Origin of the sequence: Corynebacterium sp. HMSC064E10 (assembly GCF_001812505.1) — a bacterium.
In the GTDB taxonomy this organism is placed as follows: Bacteria; Actinomycetota; Actinomycetes; order Mycobacteriales; family Mycobacteriaceae; genus Corynebacterium; species Corynebacterium amycolatum.
This window is the reverse complement of record NZ_KV809174.1, coordinates 186,874-207,504: the sequence shown is the minus strand read 5'-3', so window position 1 is coordinate 207,504 and position 20,631 is coordinate 186,874. Positions and strand designations below refer to the sequence as shown.

18 protein-coding genes and 5 pseudogenes are annotated in these 20,631 nt (G+C 61.8%); 14 read left to right on the top strand and 9 right to left on the bottom strand.

What is annotated here, in order from left to right:
• Positions 1-11 precede the first annotated feature (11 nt).
• Together HMPREF2860_RS09255 and HMPREF2860_RS09250 are read left to right on the top strand one after the other, a co-directional pair.
• Positions 12-1,259 (top strand): MFS transporter, encoded by a 1,248-nt coding sequence (locus HMPREF2860_RS09255; protein WP_371440920.1) that lies wholly within the window; start codon positions 12-14, stop codon positions 1,257-1,259.
• Positions 1,260-1,405: 146 nt separating this feature from the next.
• Positions 1,406-2,290 (top strand): hypothetical protein, encoded by an 885-nt coding sequence (locus tag HMPREF2860_RS09250; protein WP_038626094.1) that lies wholly within the window; start codon positions 1,406-1,408, stop codon positions 2,288-2,290.
• A 98-nt stretch (positions 2,291-2,388) separates the two neighbouring features.
• Here the strand turns inward: HMPREF2860_RS09250 and HMPREF2860_RS09245 are convergent, their stop codons facing one another.
• Positions 2,389-2,883 carry a 2'-5' RNA ligase family protein gene (locus tag HMPREF2860_RS09245; RefSeq protein WP_070559755.1) on the bottom strand — a complete coding sequence of 165 codons (495 nt, stop codon included), beginning with the start codon at positions 2,881-2,883 and terminating at the stop codon, positions 2,389-2,391.
• Positions 2,884-3,206: 323 nt separating this feature from the next.
• On the opposite strand from HMPREF2860_RS09245, the gene HMPREF2860_RS09240 reads away from it, so the two are divergent.
• The 8 genes and pseudogenes from HMPREF2860_RS09240 (at position 3,207) to HMPREF2860_RS09210 (ending at position 10,029) form a co-directional block, all read left to right on the top strand.
• Positions 3,207-3,530 carry an amphi-Trp domain-containing protein gene (locus HMPREF2860_RS09240; RefSeq protein WP_070560080.1) on the top strand — a complete coding sequence of 108 codons (324 nt, stop codon included), beginning with the start codon at positions 3,207-3,209 and terminating at the stop codon, positions 3,528-3,530.
• A 291-nt stretch (positions 3,531-3,821) separates the two neighbouring features.
• Entirely contained in the window at positions 3,822-4,130 is a 309-nt protein-coding gene (locus HMPREF2860_RS09235; protein WP_038626100.1) for a hypothetical protein, read from the top strand.
• Positions 4,131-4,416: 286 nt separating this feature from the next.
• Positions 4,417-5,574: pseudogene (locus HMPREF2860_RS11430) on the top strand (SulP family inorganic anion transporter); the annotation flags it as partial.
• Positions 5,575-5,640: 66 nt separating this feature from the next.
• Positions 5,641-6,138, top strand: coding sequence for a sodium-independent anion transporter (locus tag HMPREF2860_RS11425; RefSeq protein WP_338079002.1), 498 nt, complete (start codon positions 5,641-5,643; stop codon positions 6,136-6,138).
• A gap of 493 nt (positions 6,139-6,631) precedes the next feature.
• Complete coding sequence (locus HMPREF2860_RS09225; protein ID WP_070560082.1) at positions 6,632-7,174, top strand: DUF488 domain-containing protein; 543 nt, start codon at positions 6,632-6,634, stop codon at positions 7,172-7,174.
• Positions 7,175-7,551: 377 nt separating this feature from the next.
• Complete coding sequence (locus HMPREF2860_RS09220; protein WP_038626104.1) at positions 7,552-7,698, top strand: hypothetical protein; 147 nt, start codon at positions 7,552-7,554, stop codon at positions 7,696-7,698.
• 82 nt (positions 7,699-7,780) lie between these two features.
• A complete protein-coding gene (locus HMPREF2860_RS09215; RefSeq protein WP_005510636.1) occupies positions 7,781-8,140 on the top strand; it encodes a Cd(II)/Pb(II)-sensing metalloregulatory transcriptional regulator CmtR in 360 nt (119 codons plus the stop codon).
• Complete coding sequence (locus HMPREF2860_RS09210; RefSeq protein ID WP_070560084.1) at positions 8,137-10,029, top strand: heavy metal translocating P-type ATPase; 1,893 nt, start codon at positions 8,137-8,139, stop codon at positions 10,027-10,029. The genes HMPREF2860_RS09215 and HMPREF2860_RS09210 overlap by 4 nt, the downstream gene beginning before the upstream one ends.
• A gap of 78 nt (positions 10,030-10,107) precedes the next feature.
• Here HMPREF2860_RS09210 and HMPREF2860_RS11420 read toward each other — a convergent pair.
• From HMPREF2860_RS11420 to HMPREF2860_RS09185, 7 genes and pseudogenes are all read right to left on the bottom strand, one after another.
• Positions 10,108-10,446 (bottom strand): annotated as a pseudogene (locus HMPREF2860_RS11420) (pyridine nucleotide-disulfide oxidoreductase); the annotation flags it as partial.
• Between the two features lie 494 nt (positions 10,447-10,940).
• The gene (locus HMPREF2860_RS11355) at positions 10,941-11,183 is read right to left on the bottom strand and encodes a DUF305 domain-containing protein (protein ID WP_115598834.1); all 243 of its coding nucleotides are present in this window, start codon (positions 11,181-11,183) and stop codon (positions 10,941-10,943) included.
• A gap of 25 nt (positions 11,184-11,208) precedes the next feature.
• The gene (locus tag HMPREF2860_RS11350) at positions 11,209-11,409 is read right to left on the bottom strand and encodes a DUF305 domain-containing protein (RefSeq protein WP_255463406.1); all 201 of its coding nucleotides are present in this window, start codon (positions 11,407-11,409) and stop codon (positions 11,209-11,211) included.
• A 297-nt stretch (positions 11,410-11,706) separates the two neighbouring features.
• A pseudogene (locus HMPREF2860_RS09200) lies at positions 11,707-13,901 on the bottom strand (copper-translocating P-type ATPase).
• A gap of 52 nt (positions 13,902-13,953) precedes the next feature.
• On the bottom strand, positions 13,954-14,280 hold the full coding sequence (locus HMPREF2860_RS09195; protein ID WP_070560088.1) for a heavy-metal-associated domain-containing protein: 327 nt from the start codon (positions 14,278-14,280) through the stop codon (positions 13,954-13,956).
• Between the two features lie 114 nt (positions 14,281-14,394).
• Positions 14,395-15,522 (bottom strand): sensor histidine kinase, encoded by a 1,128-nt coding sequence (locus tag HMPREF2860_RS09190; protein ID WP_070560090.1) that lies wholly within the window; start codon positions 15,520-15,522, stop codon positions 14,395-14,397.
• Positions 15,519-16,241 (bottom strand): response regulator transcription factor, encoded by a 723-nt coding sequence (locus tag HMPREF2860_RS09185; RefSeq protein ID WP_038626116.1) that lies wholly within the window; start codon positions 16,239-16,241, stop codon positions 15,519-15,521. The genes HMPREF2860_RS09190 and HMPREF2860_RS09185 overlap by 4 nt, the downstream gene beginning before the upstream one ends.
• Positions 16,242-16,645: 404 nt before the next feature.
• On the opposite strand from HMPREF2860_RS09185, the gene HMPREF2860_RS09180 reads away from it, so the two are divergent.
• The 4 genes and pseudogenes from HMPREF2860_RS09180 to HMPREF2860_RS09165 all read left to right on the top strand — a co-directional run.
• Positions 16,646-17,221 (top strand): CueP family metal-binding protein, encoded by a 576-nt coding sequence (locus HMPREF2860_RS09180; protein WP_038626118.1) that lies wholly within the window; start codon positions 16,646-16,648, stop codon positions 17,219-17,221.
• Positions 17,222-17,291: 70 nt separating this feature from the next.
• Complete coding sequence (locus tag HMPREF2860_RS09175) at positions 17,292-18,773, top strand: multicopper oxidase family protein (protein WP_048731338.1); 1,482 nt, start codon at positions 17,292-17,294, stop codon at positions 18,771-18,773.
• Between the two features lie 150 nt (positions 18,774-18,923).
• Positions 18,924-19,541, top strand: a pseudogene (locus HMPREF2860_RS10950) (TlpA family protein disulfide reductase).
• Positions 19,538-19,839, top strand: a pseudogene (locus HMPREF2860_RS09165) (cytochrome c biogenesis protein CcdA); the annotation flags it as partial. The pseudogenes HMPREF2860_RS10950 and HMPREF2860_RS09165, both read left to right, overlap by 4 nt.
• A gap of 433 nt (positions 19,840-20,272) precedes the next feature.
• On the opposite strand, the gene HMPREF2860_RS09160 reads toward HMPREF2860_RS09165, so the two are convergent.
• Positions 20,273-20,560 (bottom strand): putative quinol monooxygenase, encoded by a 288-nt coding sequence (locus HMPREF2860_RS09160; RefSeq protein WP_038626125.1) that lies wholly within the window; start codon positions 20,558-20,560, stop codon positions 20,273-20,275.
• Between the last annotated feature and the right edge of the window lie 71 nt (positions 20,561-20,631).

Genomic DNA, 20,631 nt, shown 5'->3' with positions numbered 1-20,631 from the left:
CCAGCTAGCGTTTGCTAGCTGGCCTATTCTTGTTGACACACTGTTTTATCCCCCCCCACAGGAGAGAAGTCGACAGGAGGCAGATCGTGGCACGAGACTGGATTCGGGTAGCCCTGGGCATGTTCGCTGTTGCATTTGGCGCCAACCTCTTTGCTCCACTCCTGCCCGCGTATCGAATAACCGATGCTCTCAACCAGTCCCAGGTCACCTTTCTCTTCGCCATCTACGTCGCAGGGCTCATCCCGGCGCTACTCGTCTGCGGCCCACTTTCCGACCGGCTCGGCCGTCGCGCCATCATCCGGCCCGCACTCATAACCTCTGCCGCCGGCTCCGTCGTCCTACTCACCGGCGTCTGGTTCCACTTCCCATCACTGCTGATAGGACGCCTTGTCGTCGGCATTTCGATGGGTATGGTAATGGCCGCCGGCGCCTCGTGGATCAAAGAGATTGCGCCCGTCGCACCTCAAATTTCCGCCCGGCGCGCAACCGTTGCGCTCTCCGCCGGGTTCTCCCTCGGTCCCCTGGCTTCCGGGTTGGTCGCGGAGTTTGCTCCCCGTCCCGACGTCATCCCCTATCTTGTTCATCTCGCGCTGCTGCTTAGCATCGCACCATTGACATGGAACGCCTCCGGCGGACTGCCAACCTCAGCGCCCAGCGACACCCCGCAACGGTTCTTCTCCTCTGCCACCCTAAGCCCGAGATTCCTGTGGGCAGTCGCCGCTTGGGCACCGTGGGTCTTCGGTGCCGCGTGCACATCGTTCGTCGTCCTTCCGACAATCGCCGAATCCAGCTACCCCATTGCCTTTGCCGGACTCATCGCCTGCATCACGATGGGCACCGGCGTTCTGGTGCAACCACTGGTCACTCGAATCAGTTCCAGCAGCTTTATCCCGCCAGCTATTTTCGGTCTTGGCTTAACGACGGTCGGAATGCTGCTCAGCCTCATCGTCGCACTCACCCAGAACGTGTGGAGCGTTTTCCCCGCCGCTCTGACCCTCGGTGCCGCGTACGGCGTAATGATGGTCTCCGGCCTCCGCGAAGTGCAAATTATCGCACCGCCAGCCGAGTTGGGCGCTGCCACCGCTATCTACTATTCGCTGACCTATGTTGGTTTCTTCGCTCCTTTTGTTATTTCTTTCGCAGCGCCGAAATTCGGGTTTGTGCCCGTTTTCATCTTCGGTGCGATTATTGCATTGGTATCCATGTATCCCGTGGCAAAGGTTGCGCAGTCTGCGGTGAGGTCCGACGGAGCATCGTAAAGCAGACGCGACTGAAATTCTTGTTTTTGGGAAGCGTGCTGAGACGAGCTCTTGTATTCTTTCTTTCACAAAAGCTTGGCTCCGGCCCAGGGCTCCTGGGCGGGTTGCATAGGTTGTTGAAATTCAGCTCGATGGAATGAGGAATCATGAAGCAGCGCAGCTCTGGAATGTGGAAGAAAATTGCGGCAACCGTTGTCGCAGGTTGTACAAGCGCCGCCCTGCTCACCGCATGTGGCTCGGGGGAAGAAAGCAGCAATGCCGGTGGTGAGGCAGGCAAAGAGTCGACCAGCAAGATGACGAAAGCAGATGGGTCAGCTCCTGCTGCAGCCGAGGATCAGCTCCTGCTCACAAATGAAGTTCAAGGGGCGGACTTCTCCGGAAACAAGATCACCGGGTTCAAAGATGCCATGGAGATGTTTTCGGAAGATTCCATGAAGTTTGAACCGGCCGAATGCGCCACTTTCACCAACTCAACTGAGGAATTGGAGAATGCTGCCGGCGCTTACACGGACATTAAGGAAGAGAACGTCACTGTCAGCGTCTCGATATTGAAGAATCCTGAGGCGTACCAAAAGTACGAGGACAGCCTCGAAAAGTGCTCCGACGTGACGGCTACGATGGATGCTTCCGACATTCTGAAAGACTCCATGGAAGGTCAGGAGATTTCTCCTGAGATGCAGGACATGTTTAATGACATGGACATGACGACCACAATGAAACTGCACCGAGAAAAGTGGGAGCCAAATCTTTCCGTCAAGCCAGCTGAGTTCACTGCACACGAGACCAGTGCGAACATCAACGCCGGTGGCACGGATACTACGGCCACCAGCTACGACATTGTCGGGATCGTCAATGGCGTAATGGTAATGGTGTCCGCCGCCCCGACTCCGGATGTACCAACTGGCAACATGGAAAACACGACGGATCCCATGCAGATTCCAGAGGCAGCTCCGGAGTCTAAGGAAGCAGCAAAGAAGCGCGCCTTGGAGGTCTTCGATGCCCAGGCAAAGAAGATTATGGACGCTGCTTAGTTTTTGTTCTTAGCCTACTGTTTTCTGAAACCACAGTTTTTGCGACATAGCGGGACGCAATCGCTGAGGAACAGCAGCACACAAGTACTGGAGTCTCCCTAGAACTCCGTTAATTCCTGCACTTTGGGACTCCAGAATGCAGCTCGTGGCGCGTTGAGAGTTCTAAAGTGCGGGTTCGTTATTTCGTCAAGTGCGTGCACGTAGTCCGGCACAATATCCCGTGGAATTCTCAGCCCCATCGTAAGGTGCGGAATCCAGCGGTCCCCACGACCGTCGGGATTGAGACGACTGATTTCGCGAGCAGCTTCTTCCAGCTCGTCGCTGGTTTCCAGCAACCAGGCAACAGTCTGCTTACTCTTGGTGCCGAAGATGACCGTTCCCACTCTGCGAAACTCCGCTGGCATAAGCGGCGGGAGAATTTCGGCTGCTCGTTGAATTGCCGCTGGGCGCATGGTCGGCGCGAAAGTGACCGTGATGTGCGGCGTTTGATTTTGCTGCGGAAAGCCACTCTCTGCGAGTTGTGCAAAGATTTCTTTTACTTGCGTCTCTTGCTCAGGCAGAAGGTACATCAGGATGTTGTCGGGTGACACCATGTGACGTTTACTCCTCCCCTATTGCTGTCGGTCGCCTCACTTGAAGCACTGACGAAGAGCGCCATTACTAGAGCTCTTCACCTAAGGCACTCAGGACCTTGCACTCCAGAGCATAGCGTAAGGATTTTCCACAATTTATAACCTACCTATAGGAATTTCTAGCCTCTTATTATTTCTCCTGTTAAAAACACCTTTTCATTGGGATAATGGGGATGGGCAGGCTCCCTGAAAGCTCTCTAGACCATCTTCAAAGACAGTGCGGAGTGACGGCCAATTCTCCACGCTGCACAAATCCCGACACGGCTGGAAAGGTAAGTAAAGACATGGCACCGAAACCTAAAAAGACTACGCCTCCGAAGAATCAAAAGTTGGTGAAGAGCAAGGCAAGCTTCAGCCGCGATGAGCTCGCTGATTTATTGGAGACGCTGGCAGCTCGCATCCGTGCCGGGGAAATGACTCTCGGCACTGGCGAGTCCGCGGTGACGATGACCATGCCGACATCGTTTAATACCACGATGGAAGTTGTCGACTCTCGAAAGCGTGCTGGTATTGAGCGCGAGCTGGAGCTGGAAATTGACTGGATGGTCGACGAGGCTGGCGAGCCCGTCGAAAAGCCAGGACCAGCATCTGGCTTCGCAATCTCCTAGCGGGCTTGTTGCTGTCCAATCTGTCGCACAATGAACTCCTGCACGCCGAGGAGCGCCCGTCGCCGACACAACTCACTACCGCTCGCCATTTCCGCAGGTCACAGCGAACAGATCTGAGTCGTTTTGGTCGATTTTGCGTCCTTTGGCCGTCAATTACCGCTGCGACACTGGCCGACAAGCAAGCCGTCGTCAAGCAACACCCAATTACACCCGCCAGGCACCCACGCCTCCCCACATTGCATGAGGTGACGCTAACCTAATTCGGGAAAATTCGCGACGAAGGGAACGCGCATGGCCAACGGCAAGAAAGGCCACAAGGGCAAGAAGAAGGACTCCGCCAAAGCCAAGAAAAAGGCTGCGGCAACGACCTCGCTACGTCTGCCCGAATACTCGAAGGCCGAGGCCAAAGCCGCGAAAAAGCTCGCCGGCAAGGACCCCTTTAAACTGGCTGCGATGACGCCGAAGAAGAAGTGCTGTAAATCCGGCATCCGCTGCCTGCGCTGCCCTGTGGTGCTACACAAGCTCAATCGCGAGATCAAAAACGGCGAAGTCGACCATGCCACCCTGCTGCTCGTCGCCGCGAAAGCCCGGATCCGGTAGCCGGCCCTCGCCCCCCCCCAGCCCGCCGTCGGGCCGTCCCATGAGCAGTGGTGTCGCGCTCTGTATGGCACTGGTACCGATTCTCCTGGGCTATCTGCTCTTCGGACACCGGCTCATACGCGTCATTCCAAGCACCGCGACAACGCTCCAGGGAACACTCGCCAGGTCAGGAAGTTTTATTCCGTCGACATAAGGCCTCGGCCAGAACCGGGAATGTGACCGTCGGAGGATTGCACCGTGTGTATCCTTTGAGTGTCATTGAGCCTTGAAGGAGCAAGAAAAGAGCATGCCCCACCCACGCGCTGTCTCTAGGATGGACATCCGGCCGCGTGCCCTGCGTTTCGCACCGCGCCGCTCGGACTGGTCCCGCGCGACAATCGGGCGCGACCTATCGGCAGGCCTCATGGTGGCCCTCGTCGCACTCCCCCTCGGGCTCGGCTTCGGCGTAGCGTCCGGTGTCGGTGCGGCGGCCGGAATTACGACGGCCATCGTCGCGGGCATCCTGGCCGCGATCTTCGGCGGTAGCAATGTCCAGGTAAGCGGCCCGACCGGCGCAATGACCGTCGTGTTAATCCCCATCGTGGCCAACCATGGTGCCGATGGGGTACTCGTCGTCGGCGTGCTGGCAGGGCTCATGCTGCTCTTGTTGGCGTTCACCGGCGCTGGCCGCGCGATGAAGTACATGCCACTACCTGTCGTCGAAGGTTTCACCGCCGGTATTGCGTTAATCATCGGCCTCCAACAGCTGCCCGCAGCACTTGGTGTTGACGTGGACGGCGAGAAAGTCCTCGGGTTGGCGTGGGGCTCGATCAAAGCTTAGTTGGACGCTCCGGCATGGCAGGCGCCCGTGCTGACCATTGCAGTGGCGGCTGGAATCGTGCTTGCTGCGCGCGTTCGTAGCGGCTTCCCCGCGGCGCTGGTGTTGGTAGCTGCCGCGACGGCCATCAACATGCTGGCAGACAGCGGCCTGAAGACAATCGGCTACATCCCGTCGACGTTGCCTGCTCCGCGCTGGCCACAGATCCCGTGGGAGCACCTGGATTCGCTTCTGTTGGCAGCAGTCGCCGTCGCAGCTCTCGGCGCGTTGGAATCGTTACTATCTGCGACGGTTGCCGACGCAATGACTGTTGGCGACCGGCACGATCCCGACCGCGAGCTCTTCGGACAGGGCGTGGCCAACGTCGTCGCGCCCCTGTTCGGCGGGATTCCCGCGACCGCCGCGATCGCCCGAACTGCCGTCAATGTGCGGGCAGGCGCAGGCACACGCCTGGCAGCGGTGTTCCATTCGCTGCTCCTGCTCGTCGCCGTACTCGTCGCGGCCCGGTGGGTGGGCGAGATTCCTCTCGCCGCGCTCGCCGGCGTGCTCATCGCCACAGCGATTCAGATGATCCACCTGCGGAACCTCCGCTCGGTGATGCGCGCCACCAAGGGCGACGGGGCCACCCTGCTCATCACGGCTGCCGCCACCGTCGTGTTCGACCTTGTCGTCGCCGTACTCATCGGCCTTGTTATGGCGGGCTTCTTCGCACTGCGCGATACCGCCCGCACGGCGGTGCTGGAAGCCGCCCCGCTAGACGAGGGAGACCACCGCGACAAGGAGCGTGAGCTTCTCGACGAGCACATCGCCGCCTTCCGTATGGAAGGCCCCCTCTTCTTTGGTGCAGCGCACGATTTCCTCCTCGAGCTCGCTGATGTCTCGTCGGTCAAGGTTGTCGTGCTCCGCATGCGCTACGTTACGACGATCGACGCCACCGGCGCCCAGATGCTCGCCGACACGATTGGGCGCCTCGAACGCCACGGTACCAGGGTCTTGCTCGCAGCCACGAAGCCCGAACATATTCCGGCGTTGCGCGAACTCGGCGTATTCGACCAACTTGCGCACGAGAATCACGTCTTCGACAACACTCTCGACGCCATCGCCCACGCCCGACTGCATGCCGCACGCATTCAGCATGAAGAGTCTGATGGCGCACCCGCGGCATCGCAAAGAAATCAGCATGACGAGTAGCGCTGTCGAGCCTGTAGTCGTGAGGCCGCCTTCTAAGGTGACGACTCACGCGACCGCCATAACGCGAAGCATCAATAACGCTCAACGTTAAACTTGAACTCCACGACGTGTCGTTGCAAAGTCACCTTCTCATTCGTGAATAGCAGCTAAAAACCACCACACCCGGCTATGTGTGGCAAAGCTAGAGTGCACACCAGGTAACCTCAGCCCCCGTTCCTCGTGCAGCAGCGTCCTTTAACAAGACATACATGGGATTCGCCCCATATACGGTTAATTCAGGCTTCCGCTGTCGCCCCAAGCGACCCGTTGAAACTTAAACGAACGGTCCGTGCGGAACGCTCGGCCGTGAATAGGATTGATGCCGCGCAAAGGCGGGCGCGAATGCATTAAACGTCCTGCCTACCCCCCCCGTTCTACCGGTCCGACCACCTACCGATGCACGATATCTGGACGCCGATGTGGGGGTACCCGCTGGGCGCGTAGCATTGGCGACATGCGCATTTTCACCGTGGGCCACTCCAACCTCGAGTTCGAGGACTTCGCTGAAATGATCAAGGCTGCCGGTGTGGCATCCATCGTGGATGTGCGCAAGCTGCCCGGGTCCAGGAAGTACCCGTGGTTCAACGGCGACCACCTTGCCGAACACCTTCCCTCATGTGGCATCACTTACAGCAGAAGCGAGGGCCTAACCGGACGGCGCAACGTGTCTCACTCGGTGCCGTTTGAGGTTAACGGCAACTGGCGTAACCGCAGTTTCCACAATTACGCCGACCATGCGCTGGGCGAGGAGTTCTCGGACGCGCTCTCGCAGCTACGGGCAAACGCCGCCGAAACCCCCACCGTAATCATGTGCTCCGAGGCAGTGTGGTGGCGGTGCCACCGGCGTATCATCGCCGACCACCTCATCGCCCACGGTGACGAGGTTGGCCACATTATGGGCCTGGGTGCAGCCGGGGCGAAGGTGAGCGAGGCAACGCTCAACGACGGCGCAGTCATCGGCAACGATCTCCTCGTGCGCTACCCCGAGCGGGGCTAGCGCATACACCAAAGGCCGGGGTGCGGATGCTCGGACTACGCCCCAGTCAGCCACGGCATCCGCCTCGGCCTGACCTCAGGCGCGACCTACGCCTTGTATTCATGGAGCGCCCGCCCCTTATGAGCAGCAGCATCGGCGGCACACCAGCGGATAGCACGCTCAAACGAGTTTTAGGTTAGGAAATCTGAACCGCACAACCCAAGAAGACCACCGGGAACCCCGGTAGTGCCCCAAAGCGTCGAATCGAAAAACGTGCTACCGACTTGTCACGGACCTAGATGTTGAACTTAAACTCGACGGTATGTAGTTGCAAAGTTACTTTCTCGTTAGCCTGCAACAATCAGAAAACAGTAATTACGTCAGTACACAGAGAACATATGGGCGCGTGGAAACACGTAAAGGTTTTGCGGGATGGCGTGGACGTCAACGTGAAGATTCTGGAGAACCTCGCCGCCCACGTCGCTCCCGCGTTGGGTTGGCAGCCGAATCACGAAGGCCCAGTTACCGGCTATCCCATCGAATAATTCCTGCAGGCCGCAAGCTCTTCGCTTCAATCTCAGTTCAGCGCGTGTTGAATAGTTCAGTAATTGCTGTATAGTTCACCCCATGCTGACTATTGCTTCACGCCTCGACGTCATGAACCGGCTCGGCCGGGCCATGGCGGATCCGACGCGCTCCAGAATCCTGCTGACCCTACTCGACGGCCCGAGCTACCCAGCCGTGCTTTCGCGCGACCTGGACCTGACCCGCTCGAACGTCTCGAACCACCTGACCTGCTTGCGTGACTGCGGCATCGTCGTCGCCGAGCCGGAGGGCCGCAAGACACGCTACGAAATCGCCGATCCGCACCTCGCGACAGCGCTCAACGCGCTAGTGAACGCGACGTTGGCTGTCGACGAAAACGCCCCGTGCATCGACCCGGAGTGCTCGGTGCCTGGCTGCGACGGAAAAGGAGCGGACGCATGAGTTCAGCATGTGGATGTGAACACGAACCAGCCACGGAGATCGAAGATCTCGATCGGCCATGGTGGAAGGACCCCGAGTTGCTACTGCCAATCTTCTCCGGCGTAGCCCTCTGCATAGGTCTGGCGCTGGGCTGGTCCGGGCTAGAGACACCCGCGACAGTACTGTTCTGGGTCGGCCTGCTGCTAGGGGCGTATACGTTCGCGCCCGGCGCTATCCGGAACCTTGCCACGAAGCGCAAGCTCGGCATTGGTTTGCTGATGACGATTAGCGCGGTCGGCGCGGTAATCCTCGGTTACGTCGGAGAGGCCGCGGCGCTAGCGTTCCTGTACTCGATCGCCGAGGCACTGGAAGACAAGGCGATGGACCGGGCCCAGGGCGGACTGCGGGCACTGTTGAAGCTGGTACCGCAAACCGCGACCGTGCTGCGCGACGGTACGACGGCCGAGGTCGCTGCGAAGGACCTTGAGGTTGGCGAGCTAATGGTCGTACGCCCCGGGGAGCGGATCGCCACGGACGGCATCATTCGGTCCGGACGCTCCAGCCTTGACACCTCAGCGATCACCGGAGAATCCATTCCGGAGGAGGTTGCGCCCGGCGACGAGGTACCCGCGGGAGCGATCAACTCCGCCGGTGTGCTGGAGGTCGAGACGACCGCAGCTGGAACGGACAACTCGCTGACCACACTCGTCGACCTCGTCGAGCAGGCGCAGGCGGAGAAGGGTGACCGCGCCCGGATCGCCGACCGAATTGCCCAACCCCTAGTGCCCGGGGTGATGATCCTGGCGGTGCTGGTCGGCGTGATCGGCTCGCTGCTGGGCGACCCCGAGACGTGGATCACCCGTGCGCTGGTGGTCCTGGTCGCAGCGTCGCCGTGCGCGCTGGCAATCTCCGTGCCGCTGACGGTCGTGGCCGCGATCGGCGCGGCCAGCCAGTTCGGAGTAGTCATCAAGTCCGGCGCAGCGTTCGAGCGACTCGGCAGCATCCGTCACCTAGCGGTGGACAAGACCGGAACCCTTACCCGCAACCAGCCCGAGGTTACCGGAGTGGTCCCGGCAGAAGGATTCGATCGGGCGCAGGTGCTTTCCTTCGCGGCGGCGGTTGAGCAGCAATCGACGCACCCCCTCGCCGCGGCGATTGTGGCAGCGGAGCCCGAAGCTCCCACCGCCTTGGATATCAGCGAGGAAGCCGGTCATGGCATCGGCGGCACCGTCGAAGGCCGACGGGTGCTGGTGGGCAGCCCCCGATGGATCGACGCCGGGCCACTGAAGGCGGACGTTGAGCGCATGGAGTCCGAAGGCCAGACCTGCGTACTAGTCACCGTCGATGACGCTATCGCCGGGGCAATCGGGGTGCGCGACGAGTTGCGGCCCGAGGTGCCCGATGCCGTGCAGTCCCTGCACGACAACGCCGTGGAAGTGAGCATGCTCACCGGCGATAACACTCGCACCGCCCGGGCGCTGGCTGAAATCGCCGGAATCGACGACGTGCGCGCCGAGCTGCGACCGGAGGACAAGGCAAGCATCGTCGCCGAACTCTCCTCCAAGACGCCGACGGCGATGATCGGCGACGGCATCAACGACGCGCCGGCACTGGCGGGCGCAACGGTGGGCATTGCGATGGGAGCAACCGGCTCTGACGCCGCGATCGAGTCCGCTGATGTCGCCTTCACTGGCCACGACCTCCGACTGATCCCGCAGGCGCTGCAGCACGCCCGCCGAGGCAGCAGGATCATCAACCAAAACATCGTGCTGTCTCTGGCCATCATCATCGTGTTGATGCCACTGGCGATCAGCGGTGTGCTGGGCCTGGCCGCCGTCGTGTTGGTACACGAAGTCGCCGAAGTCATCGTGATCTTGAACGGCCTGCGGGCTGCACGAGCGAAACGCTGAGACATACCTTCGCCCAGCGCGCTGACTCTCCAGTGCGGATCTTGGAAGGATCGAGCTGCTCAGGGACCAAGCGTCGCCTCAAAACTTTTGATGCCGAGCTTCATCGACACGACCCGCGACTACCTGGGCAGTGTATTTGGCAAAGGGCCCGACACCCATCAGGGTTGCCGAGCCGTCGCCGGTCCAGTTGCCGTAACCAACTAGATGGAGATTCTTCACCGCGGTTTCGCGGCCGCGCATGAGATGGCGGAATGGGCCGAGGGCCGGACGGAAACCAGTGCACCAGATCAGATGGTCGTGGTCGAGCTCGCTCAAACTATCGAAGATGGGGGCAGCGGTGAGCTGGCCGGAATCGCGGAGCTCACGTAGATGAGGAAGCGCGAGAATGTCCCCGAGGTTCGGGCCGGAATCGCCACCGAGAATCCGGCGGCGGCTGCCCGCGTTAAACGTTGAACTTGAACTCCACGACGTGTCGTTGCTAAATACCCTTTACCCTATGGACATACAGTAGAAGCTGCTAGAGATTGAGTAGATACAAGAAGTAAAAAGCGATAGCTAGGATCGCAGTACAACCTTCGAGACCGCGACGACGGCTGCTACCGTAGGCCTCGTTGCCTAACTGACACCAACGCCGTGTCCACTACTCGGGGGACACCCCAACATTAATGCTGCCCTGCCGGCAGACCAGGGCGGCCGTGTGAGTATCGGACAATAATGCGTAGTCCTCCAAGGGTCTGGACACAGGGGCTTTCCCCCTTTCCTCAGTGGTGCGACCAGAAGGAGTAGAAACATCCACCCCGGTGCACCTGCTGCGGTGACAACGACCCATCGCCCGCAGCAGGTGGCAATCGTCACGGTTATCCCTCTTTTTCAGATTCCTGTCCTCGGGATCAGAAAAAGACGGGGACCTGTCATAGGTCAGTGAGCATTTGCTGCATCTGGGCGATCTCGGCCTCCTGGTCGTTGATAATTTGTTCGGCCAGGGTGATTGCATGGGAATTCTGGCCGTCAGCAACCTCGTCACGGGCCATGTCGACCGCACCTTCGTGGTGGGCGGTCATCTGCTCCAGGTAAAGGCGGGCGGCGCCGGTGCCCTGGGCTTCCTCAAGGGCTGTCATGTCCTCCTGGCTCATCATCCCGCTCATGCCACCCATCTAGCCGTGATCCATTCCACCTATCTCATCCATGGTCCCCATGCCCCCCAGAGTCGGTGACCGGCTGCTGGCCCCAGGCCTCGAGCATGGCGTTCATCCGGTCAATCTCCGGTCCCTGGGCGTCAATAACCCCCTGGGCAAACTCCACGACCTGGGCGGGGATGCCCTCCTTGGCCAGGAGCATCTCACCCATTTCCACGGCCTGCTTGTGACGGGGGATCATCATCTGGGCAAACATGATGTCCGCGTCGTTGTGATCGGCGGAAATCTCCCCGTCCTCCTCAGTCGCCGCCCTGGTGGTCTCGGTCGTCTCAGCGGTAGTCGTCGCAGTGCTGGTGGCCGAGGTGGTGGCGTCGGTGTTGCCTGAGTCGGTGGCCTCACCGCAGGCGGCCAGCGCCAGGGTGGAGGCTACGGCGAGAGCGGAAAGAACAAGGGTGCGCTTTATGGTGAAGCCCGTTCAGGGTCAGTGGAGAGAAGTGATGGATCAGTGGACGGCGGTGGATTTCGGAGTAGGCGTGGTGTGTTACTCCTTCGGACTGGTGGGAGCCAGGTGGGCCGGGTCCAGATCAATCCGGCGCAACAGCTGGGCGTTCAGGGCCACCACTATGGTCGAGGCAGACATCAAGATCGCGCCCACGGCCGGGGACAGCACGAACCCGATCGAGGCGAGCACTCCGGCGGCCAGCGGCACGGCGAGGATGTTGTAGCCAGAGGCCCAGACCAGGTTCTGGATCATCTTGCGGTAGCTGGCCTGGGACAGCTCAATCATCGACAGCACTGCCCGCGGGTCATCACTGGCTAGGACCACCCCGGCAGATTCCATGGCCACATCCGTGCCGGCACCGATGGCGATACCGACCTCCGCGCGGGTCAGAGCGGGGGCGTCATTGACACCGTCACCGACCATGGCCACGCTCAAACCCCGGTCCTGCAGCTGCATGACCTTGGTGTCTTTGTCCTGGGGCAGGACCTCGGCGAAGACCTCATCGATCCCCAGGTCCTGGCCAACCGCCTGAGCCACCTGCTGCGCGTCACCGGTGATCATCGCGACCTTCACCCCGCGGTCCTGCAGGGCTTTCACGGCAGCTCGGGATTCGGGGCGGATCTTGTCCTCGACGGCCACCGCACCGATAATCTGACCGTCACGGACAATATGGAGCACACCGGCCCCACGCCCGGTCCAGGCGCTGGTGGTGTCGGTGAGCTCGGCCGGGGTGGTGAGGTTGAACTCGCGCAGCATGTTCGGCCCGCCCACGAGGATCTCAGCGCCATCGACAGTGGCCCGGACCCCCGGCCGGAGGCGGCGCTGAAACCAGTTGCACGCATTTGCCGACGGGAGGCCTCGGGATGGGCGGCCGCGGCCGCCACGATGGCGCGGGCCACGGGGTGCTCACTGTCGGCCTCCGCGGCGGAAGCCAGGGCCAGCAGCTCGCCCTCGGTGACGCCGACAGCTGCTGCGACACCGGTGACCGCGTGCGCACCCTCGGTCAGGGTGCCGGTTTTGTCGAAGAGCACCACGTCGATGGTGCGCATCCGCTCGAGCGCCATCCGGTCCTTGATGAGCACCCCGGATTTCGCGGCCCGCTCGCTGGAGATCGCAATGACCAGCGGAATCGCCAGGCCCAGGGCGTGCGAGCAGGCGATGACCAGCACCGTGACCGTGCGCACCACGGCATCGTCCGGGCTGCCGATGATGGTCCACACCACCGCGGTGATCAGAGCGGAGATCAGCGCGAACCAGAACAACAACGCTGCCGCCCTATCCGCCAGGGCCTGGGCCCGGGAGGAGGACTCTTGGGCGTCGGCAACCATGCGTTGGATCCCGGCCAGGGCGGTGTCCCCGCCGGTAGCCTCCACCCGGATGCGGACGGTGTTGTCGGTAGCCACGGTACCGGCGACCACCTTGTCACCGGTGTCGCGGAAGACGGGACGGGATTCGCCGGTGATCATCGCCTCATCGAATTCGGCGGCTCCGTCGATGATGGTTCCGTCGGCCGGCACCCGGGCACCGGCCCTCACCAGCACGACGTCGTCGACGACCAGCTCGGAGATGGCCACGGTGCGGGTGGTCCCGTCGATGACTTTCTCGGCCTCATCCGGCAGCAGGGCAGCCAGCGCGTCAAGCGCGGAGGACGCAGCCCCGAGAGCACGCATCTCCAGCCAGTGGCCCAGCAGCATGATGGTCACCAGCAGGGCCAGCTCCCACCAGAAGTCCAGGTCAAAACCGCCCAGCCCCAGAGTGGTGACCCAGGAGGCGACAAACGCCACGGTGATGGCCATGGCGATCAGGAGCATCATCCCGGGTTGGCGGGATTTCAGTTCGTTCCATCCGCCCTTGAGGAAAGGCGTTCCGCCGTAGACGAAGATGATCGTGCCCAGCACCGGGGGGATCCAGGTGGATCCGGGGAATGCCGGGAGGTGGTAGCCGAGCAGCTGGGCGACCATGGGGCTGAAAATAACGACGGGAATGGACAGAATCAGCGACCACCAGAAGCGGTCCCGAAACATTGCGGTGCTGTGTCCGGCGTGTTCGCCGTGACCATGAACGTGGTGGTCTTCGTCCATGGCGGAGTGCGGGTGATCGTGGGGCATCGCCTGGCCGTGGGTGTCGGCGTCTGCGTGGTGTTCGTGGCTGGCATGATCCGGGTGGTGGGTGTGGTCTGTTTCCGGAGCGGGGTGATCACCATGGTGATCGCCGGAATGGTGGAGAGTGCTCATGACGTTCCTTTCCGCTCAACCCGGTCGGGGTCGAGATGATGGGTAAAACCGATCAGGATAAGACGGTGTAGCCGGCCTCTTCGATGGCCCGGCGAACCATCTCCGGAGGTACGACACCGGTGACCGTGACGGTGGAAACACCACCAGCAGCGAGATCAATCTGGACGTCGTCGACCTGGGGGAGGCCCTGAAGGGCCTGGGTCACGCTTTTCGCGCAATGCCCGCAGGTCAGGCCGGTGATCTGGTAGCTAAGGGAGGACCCTCCTGCTGACGAGTCGCTGGCGGCAGGGACGGAGGCGGTGTCGGCACGTGAGGCAGGTCCGCAACAGGTGCAGCCGTGGGAGGCCATCGGCAAGAGGCGGGGCGGGAAGGTGATCATGGGAAGGCTCCTTCGGTTCGGTGGGGTGTGGCAATTCCGCTCTCTAGCGTATACCCCCGGGGGGTATATTTTCAAGGAGTGGAGGGCACGGCCCTCACGCGGGGCAGGGTGTGGTCACCGAGCAGCCCCCTCACTGTCGGGAGGGGGCATCGGGAGGCGGAGGGCAAACACCGCTCCGCGACCGGGTCCGGGGGAGGTGGCGGTGAGAGTGCCGCCGTGGGCCTCGATCAATGCCTTGGAGATGGTCAGACCGATACCGGACCCGCCGTTGTCCCGGCTGCGGGCGGCATCCCCCCGGTAGAAGCGTTCGAAGATGTGTCCGAGCTGGCCAGGTGGGATGCCCTCGCCATCATCGGCGACGTGGATGAGCGCGGTGGACGCCCCCTGGCGGTGGACGCTGATCCGGACCTGCCCGCCGGCCGGGGTGTGCCGTAGCGCGTTCGACAGGAGGTTGCTCATCACCTGGCCGAAGCGTTGCCGGTCCACGAGCACCCGGGCGGTGTCCGTAATGGTCTCGACCTGTAAATCGACGCCTTTGTCAGCATAAGCTTCCCCCGCGGCAGCAGCGGCGGTATGGAGCAGATCCCCGAGCCCTTCCTCCGCCAGGTCCAAATCGATCCGGTGTTCCTGGGCCCGGGAGACATCGTCAATGTCCTCCATCAACCGGGTCAGGCGGGTGAGTTGGTCAGCCATGATTGTGTGGGCGGCATTATTCCAGTCCACGACCCCGTCCTGGAGACCATCGAGGTAGGCCGTGAGCACCGATAAGGGGGTGCCCATTTCGTGGGCCAGGTCAGAGAGCATCTGGCGGCGGACCTGTTCGGTGTGTTCCAGTCGGTCGGCCATGGTGTTGAAGGCATGCGCCAGGGTGGTGACCTCGGGGCCTGCTTCTCCGGCGGGCACGCGGATACGGGAGTTACCGGCCGCCAGGCTGGTAGCGGCGCGGGTGAGATCCTGCAGGGGGGTGCGCAGGCGACGCGATAACCACAGACTGGCCAGTAGGGCGCTGATAAAGGCAGTGGGCAGGGCGACGGCCAGGGTGATCAGGTTGGCGTCCCGGTAGGCCTGCTCGGCATGGAACAGCTCCAGCGAGGGGTCCTCCCGGCCGGCCATCAACATATGATCATGGAACAGGGTCGGCCCCACCGTCGTGGCCACGGCCGCGGCCACCATCAGGCTAATCACCACGACCAACACCTGGGCGGCCAGGAAGCGGAAGGTCAAGCCGGGTCCGTGATTCATGGCTGCCCCACCCGGTAGCCCACGCCACGCACGGTGTCGATAAACCCCCGGCCTCGGGTGTCGGTGCCGAGCTTGCGACGCAAGTTGCCTATGTGGACATCGACGATGCGTTCATCACCGACCCAGGTAGTGTCCCAGACCTCGGTGACCAGGTCGTGGCGGGTCAGCGCCTGGCCGGGGCGCAGGGCCAGGGCAACCAGCAGCTCGAACTCCGTGCGGGTGAGCTCCACAGTCGTCTCCCCCACCCGCACCTGATGGGCGACGGGGTCAAGGATGAGGTCACCAACGATCAAGGGGGTGGTCACCTGCGGTGGGGTGGTGCTGGTGCGCGGACGGCGCAGCACTGCATGCACCCGGGTCACCAGTTCCCGGATGCTAAAAGGTTTGGTGATGTAGTCATCCGCCCCCAGGGTCAAACCGCTGATCTTGTCGTCCTCGCTGCCACGCGCGGTGAGCATGAGGATGTAGCAGTCCGAGAAGGTGCGGATCCGTCGGCACACCTCCAGGCCGTCGAGTTCGGGCAGCCCCAGATCCAGCACCACAACATCGGGGGAAAAGCGACGGGTCTCGTCCACGGCCTGGGTGCCGGTGTGCGCCTGACGGGTATCGAAGCCTGCCCGGATGAGGTAGGAGGCCACCATCTGAGCCAGGGGTTGTTCATCATCGACGACCAGCACCCGCCCCGGGGGCGTGGCGGTGGTCGGTGTGTGGTCAGCCATAGACCCCAGTATCGCTCCGGCCAGGGGGGAATACCATCCTCGCTCAGTGCCCGGCGGGGAATCTTCATCAAATCTTCAAATATAACCCTTCGACCGCCGTCACCCCTGTGCCCCACCCCGGGCCGGCGGCATCGCCTCCCCTGGTCGGTTCAGCAGGCGCCACCAGGGATTTTACTGCAAGCACCGCATACCCGGGGCGGGTAGAAGGACATCGCCCACGGCTGTGGGGTGGTGTCCCGGTGGTGACCCAGCTCACCGAATTCACCCTCTTTTCGCCCTGCTATAAAGCTGTGAGCAGGGTTTTTGATTTCTAGTCCGTCAGGCACCCGTGCTAGATAAAGGTATGGCATCGACCTTGAGGCGGTGTCTTCTCACGGTCCTACCCACGATCCAAGGAGATTGACGTGAAACGAGCAGCGATCGCAGTCGCCGCCCTTGCCCTCGCCCTCACGGGGTGTTCGGCCGCCGACCCGGAACCCACGGCCGACGGGACGGTGTCCCAGGATACATTCCTGACTACCCATGGCCTGGCCGACATGGGCGCGGTGGAGATCATTGATCACCTCGACCGGCAGAAGGTCACTGAGCGTCCCACGGATTTGATCGCCTCAGTGCGCGCCGATGAACTGCTGCTCTCGAGCGGTGACCAGGAAGTCGTGGTCGATCTTCCCGACAATCAGACGTATGTCTCGATCGCACCCTATCTCACCTCCACCCACGACTGCTTCTACCACAGCCTCACGACCTGCCTGGGGGAACTCAACAATGAGGATATCCAGGTCACGATCACCGATGAGGCGACCGGTGAGGTGCTGGTGGACGAGGCGACAACCACCTTCGACAACGGGTTTATTGGCTTCTGGCTTCCCGATGATGTCACCGGTCTGATTGAGGTCAGCTACCAGGGGCGTACCGGCACCACGGAGTTTTCCACCACCGACGACGGTGCCACCTGTGTCACAGACCTGCGCCTGACGTGATGGCTCAGCAGGGTCCTCACCTGCGCCTGTCTCCCGTGTCACTGAATTCTTACACCAGGAAGGTTAAATCATGACGAACGCGTTTTCCCGACGACAGTTTCTGCTCGGCGGGCTCGTCCTCGCCGGCACCGGGGCCGTGGCCGCCTGCACCAGCGATCCTGGACCCGCTGCCTCGGCACCAGGTTCCTCCCTTCACCCCACTCCCACCCCCACTGCGCTCGGTGAGCCGACGGTGCGCCGGACACTGACCGCCCGGCCCCTCTCTCTGGATATCGGCGGTATCGAAGCCAAGACGTGGGGATACGTCTCTGACACCGGGGATGCGGCCATTGAGGCCACCGCCGGCGACGTCCTCCAGGTCGATATCACCAATGAACTGCCTGAGAGCACCTCCATCCACTGGCATGGCATCGCACTCCACAACGCAGCCGACGGTGTGCCCGGCATGACCCAGGACCCCATTGAACCTGGCGAGTCTTTCTCCTATGTTTTTGAAGTCCCCCACGGTGGCAGCTACTTCTACCATTCCCACTCCGGCCTGCAGCTTGATCGCGGCCTCCACGCCCCACTGATCGTCCGTGACCCGCAAGACGCTGAGGACCAGGACGTCGAGTGGACCATCGTGCTCGACGACTGGGTCGATGGCATTCAGGGCACTCCCGACGATGAGCTCGACAAGCTCACCGGAATGGGTTCGGACGACCATAACGGGAAGAAGGGGATGGGAGGTCACGGCCATATGATGCACGGCACCCCGGACCGGGTACTGGGCGGGGATGCCGGCGATGTGATGTATCCGCACTACCTCATCAACGGACGTATCCCCCGTGCTCACCGGACCTTCGAGGCTCGCCCGGGCGACAAGGCCCGCCTGCGGTTTATCAACTCCGGCGGTGACACCATCTTCAAGGTGGCCCTCGGTGGTCACCGCATGACCGTCACCCACACCGACGGCTTCCCTGTCCAACCCCGGGAGACCGAATCGATCTACCTGTCGATGGGCGAGCGTGTCGACGTCGAGGTCATCCTCGGCGACGGCATCTTCCCGCTCACGGCTTTGGCGGTGGGTAAGGACGACCGCGCCTTCGCCGTCATCCGCACCGCCGGCGGCCAGGCCCCCCGCCCCGATGTCGACTTCCCCGAGTTGTCATCCACCGGACTGCTTCTGTCCTCCCTGAAGCCAGCAGACCGTGCACTCCTGCCCGAGGGCACACCAGACCGAGAAGTCAGCATCGACCTGGGCGGGCAGATGATGCCGTATGAATGGAGCATTCTCACCGACGGCCAATCGTCCTCCGCGACCGTGCAGGAGGGCCAGCGCCTGCGGATGGTCATGCGCAACAGGACCATGATGCCCCATCCCATGCACATCCACGGCCACACGTGGGCGCTGCCCGGCAGCGGCGGGCTACGCAAGGACACCGTCCTTCTCCGCCACGGTGAAACCATGATCGCCGACCTGATCGCTGACAACCCCGGTGAGTGGGCATTTCACTGCCATAACGCCTATCACATGGAAACCGGGATGCTCAGCTCGCTTCGCTACGAGTAACCCCCACAGCAGGGTTGAGTGCCGAGGTGGGCAGAGTCGCTGCAGGCCACCCACCGGGCAGCACGATGACCTTCCTCGGTGTTGTGGTCTTCCGGGACAACCAGAACACCGTCTTCTTCCCCACCGCCCCGGAATATGGAGATCTAATCCCTGCCGAGCACACCCCGCAGAGCCGCCATCGCGGTTGCCGCGGTGCTCACCGCCGTGACCCTGGTGGCCTGTTCCTCAGGCGACGGCGTCCGAAACGCCGTCGCCGTCGGGGGGGGGGCACCTTCCAGTTCCACTCACCAGGAGGCCAAACCGAGATTATCTACGCAGAGGAGGAATGTGCGCCGCTGCCGGGCTTCTCCTGCCCGTCGTTGATGGAGGAAGGTGAGGAGATCAGCCTGTCTGATTTTGAAGGCGAGGTCGTCGTCCTCAACGCTTGGGGCTAGTGGTGTGCACCGTGCCGGACGGAAGTCGATGACCTGCAGCTTGTCCAAGAGACTCTCGACCCCCTCGGTGGCACGGTGCTGGGCATCAACGTCCGTGACTACAACCAGACCATCGCCCAGGACTTCAAACTCGACAACGCGGTGACCTATCCCTCGATCTACGACCCGCCGTTTCGTATCGCTGCGGCCCTGGGAGGTGCCGACCTCGGTCATCCCGACCACCATTGTCCTGGACCGAAGCCACCGCCCGGCCGCGGTGTTCCTGAGGGAGGTCACCGCCGATGACATCCTTGATGTCGCTCTGCCGCTGGCCGAGGAGGCACCAGCATCATGACCGTTGATGTGATTGCGCAGTTGGCGATCGGCCAGCAGTTCGCCGACGCCGCGGCCACCGGGCCACTGATGATCGGCATCCTGGCTGCAGCAGCTGCAGGTCTGATCTCGTTCGCCTCCCCGTGCGTCGTACCCCTGGTACCCGGATATATGTCGTATCTGGCCAGTGTGGTCGGCGGGGAGGTCGACTACGACGCCGAGGGGGCGCGGTGGTCACCAAACGCCAGTGGGCGGTAGCGGGTGCGGCCGGGTTGTTCATTCTCGGCTTCACCGTCGTCTTTGTGCTGGCCACCGTCACCGGGGGTGTCTCCCGAGTAAAGGACACGGCGTTGGTGTCAATCTATTGCGCAGTAAACGTGCCAATCGAATGGCTGGCCACTTCACTGTTTAATTAACGTGTCAATGAAATGGCTGCCTAGTACATAGTGCAATCTACGTGTCAATAAAGTGGCTGGGACAGAAGAGAGCACGCAAGAAGGGCCAATTGAAGCAGCAATGCACTGCACGCTGGCGATATCGCGCATGGAATTACCGCGTTCGATAGCACGATAGATACCAAGTACAGCCTCCGCCTCAGCAGGGATGATCTCGCCTGTTGAGTTGTAGCCAATAGGACGTACACCGTCGGAACACCAGCGCCCTTGCTCAGCACGCTGCTGTTGGGCGCGTGACTGCCTAGCGCCTTTACGCTCGGGTACACTGGCGGAAGCTTGCTAGCGGTAGTCAACGATTTCACCCTCCCCTGGGCCCCGTGATGGTGTAGTCACGTTGAATATGCGCTGTTGCCTGACCCCACTCGCTCGCTTTAACCCGCGCTTGGTGCGAATCGAACGATGCTTGATCAGTGAATTGTTCTGATACATTCCATACGAGCGGGTCGTCGGATTGAGTGACCTCGAAGCGCAGACACCCGGGTTCATCACGAGAGAGCTCAACGTGTTTTGGAAGGAACCGTTCAACGATTGAAACATCACTGTGGTCTTTGCAGATCAAGGTGCCGTTCAGCTCGATCATGCTCATAGAACACCTTCGCTATAAGTCAGACGCGGCGCTTAAACGTTGAACTTGAACTCGACGGTATGTCGTTGCAA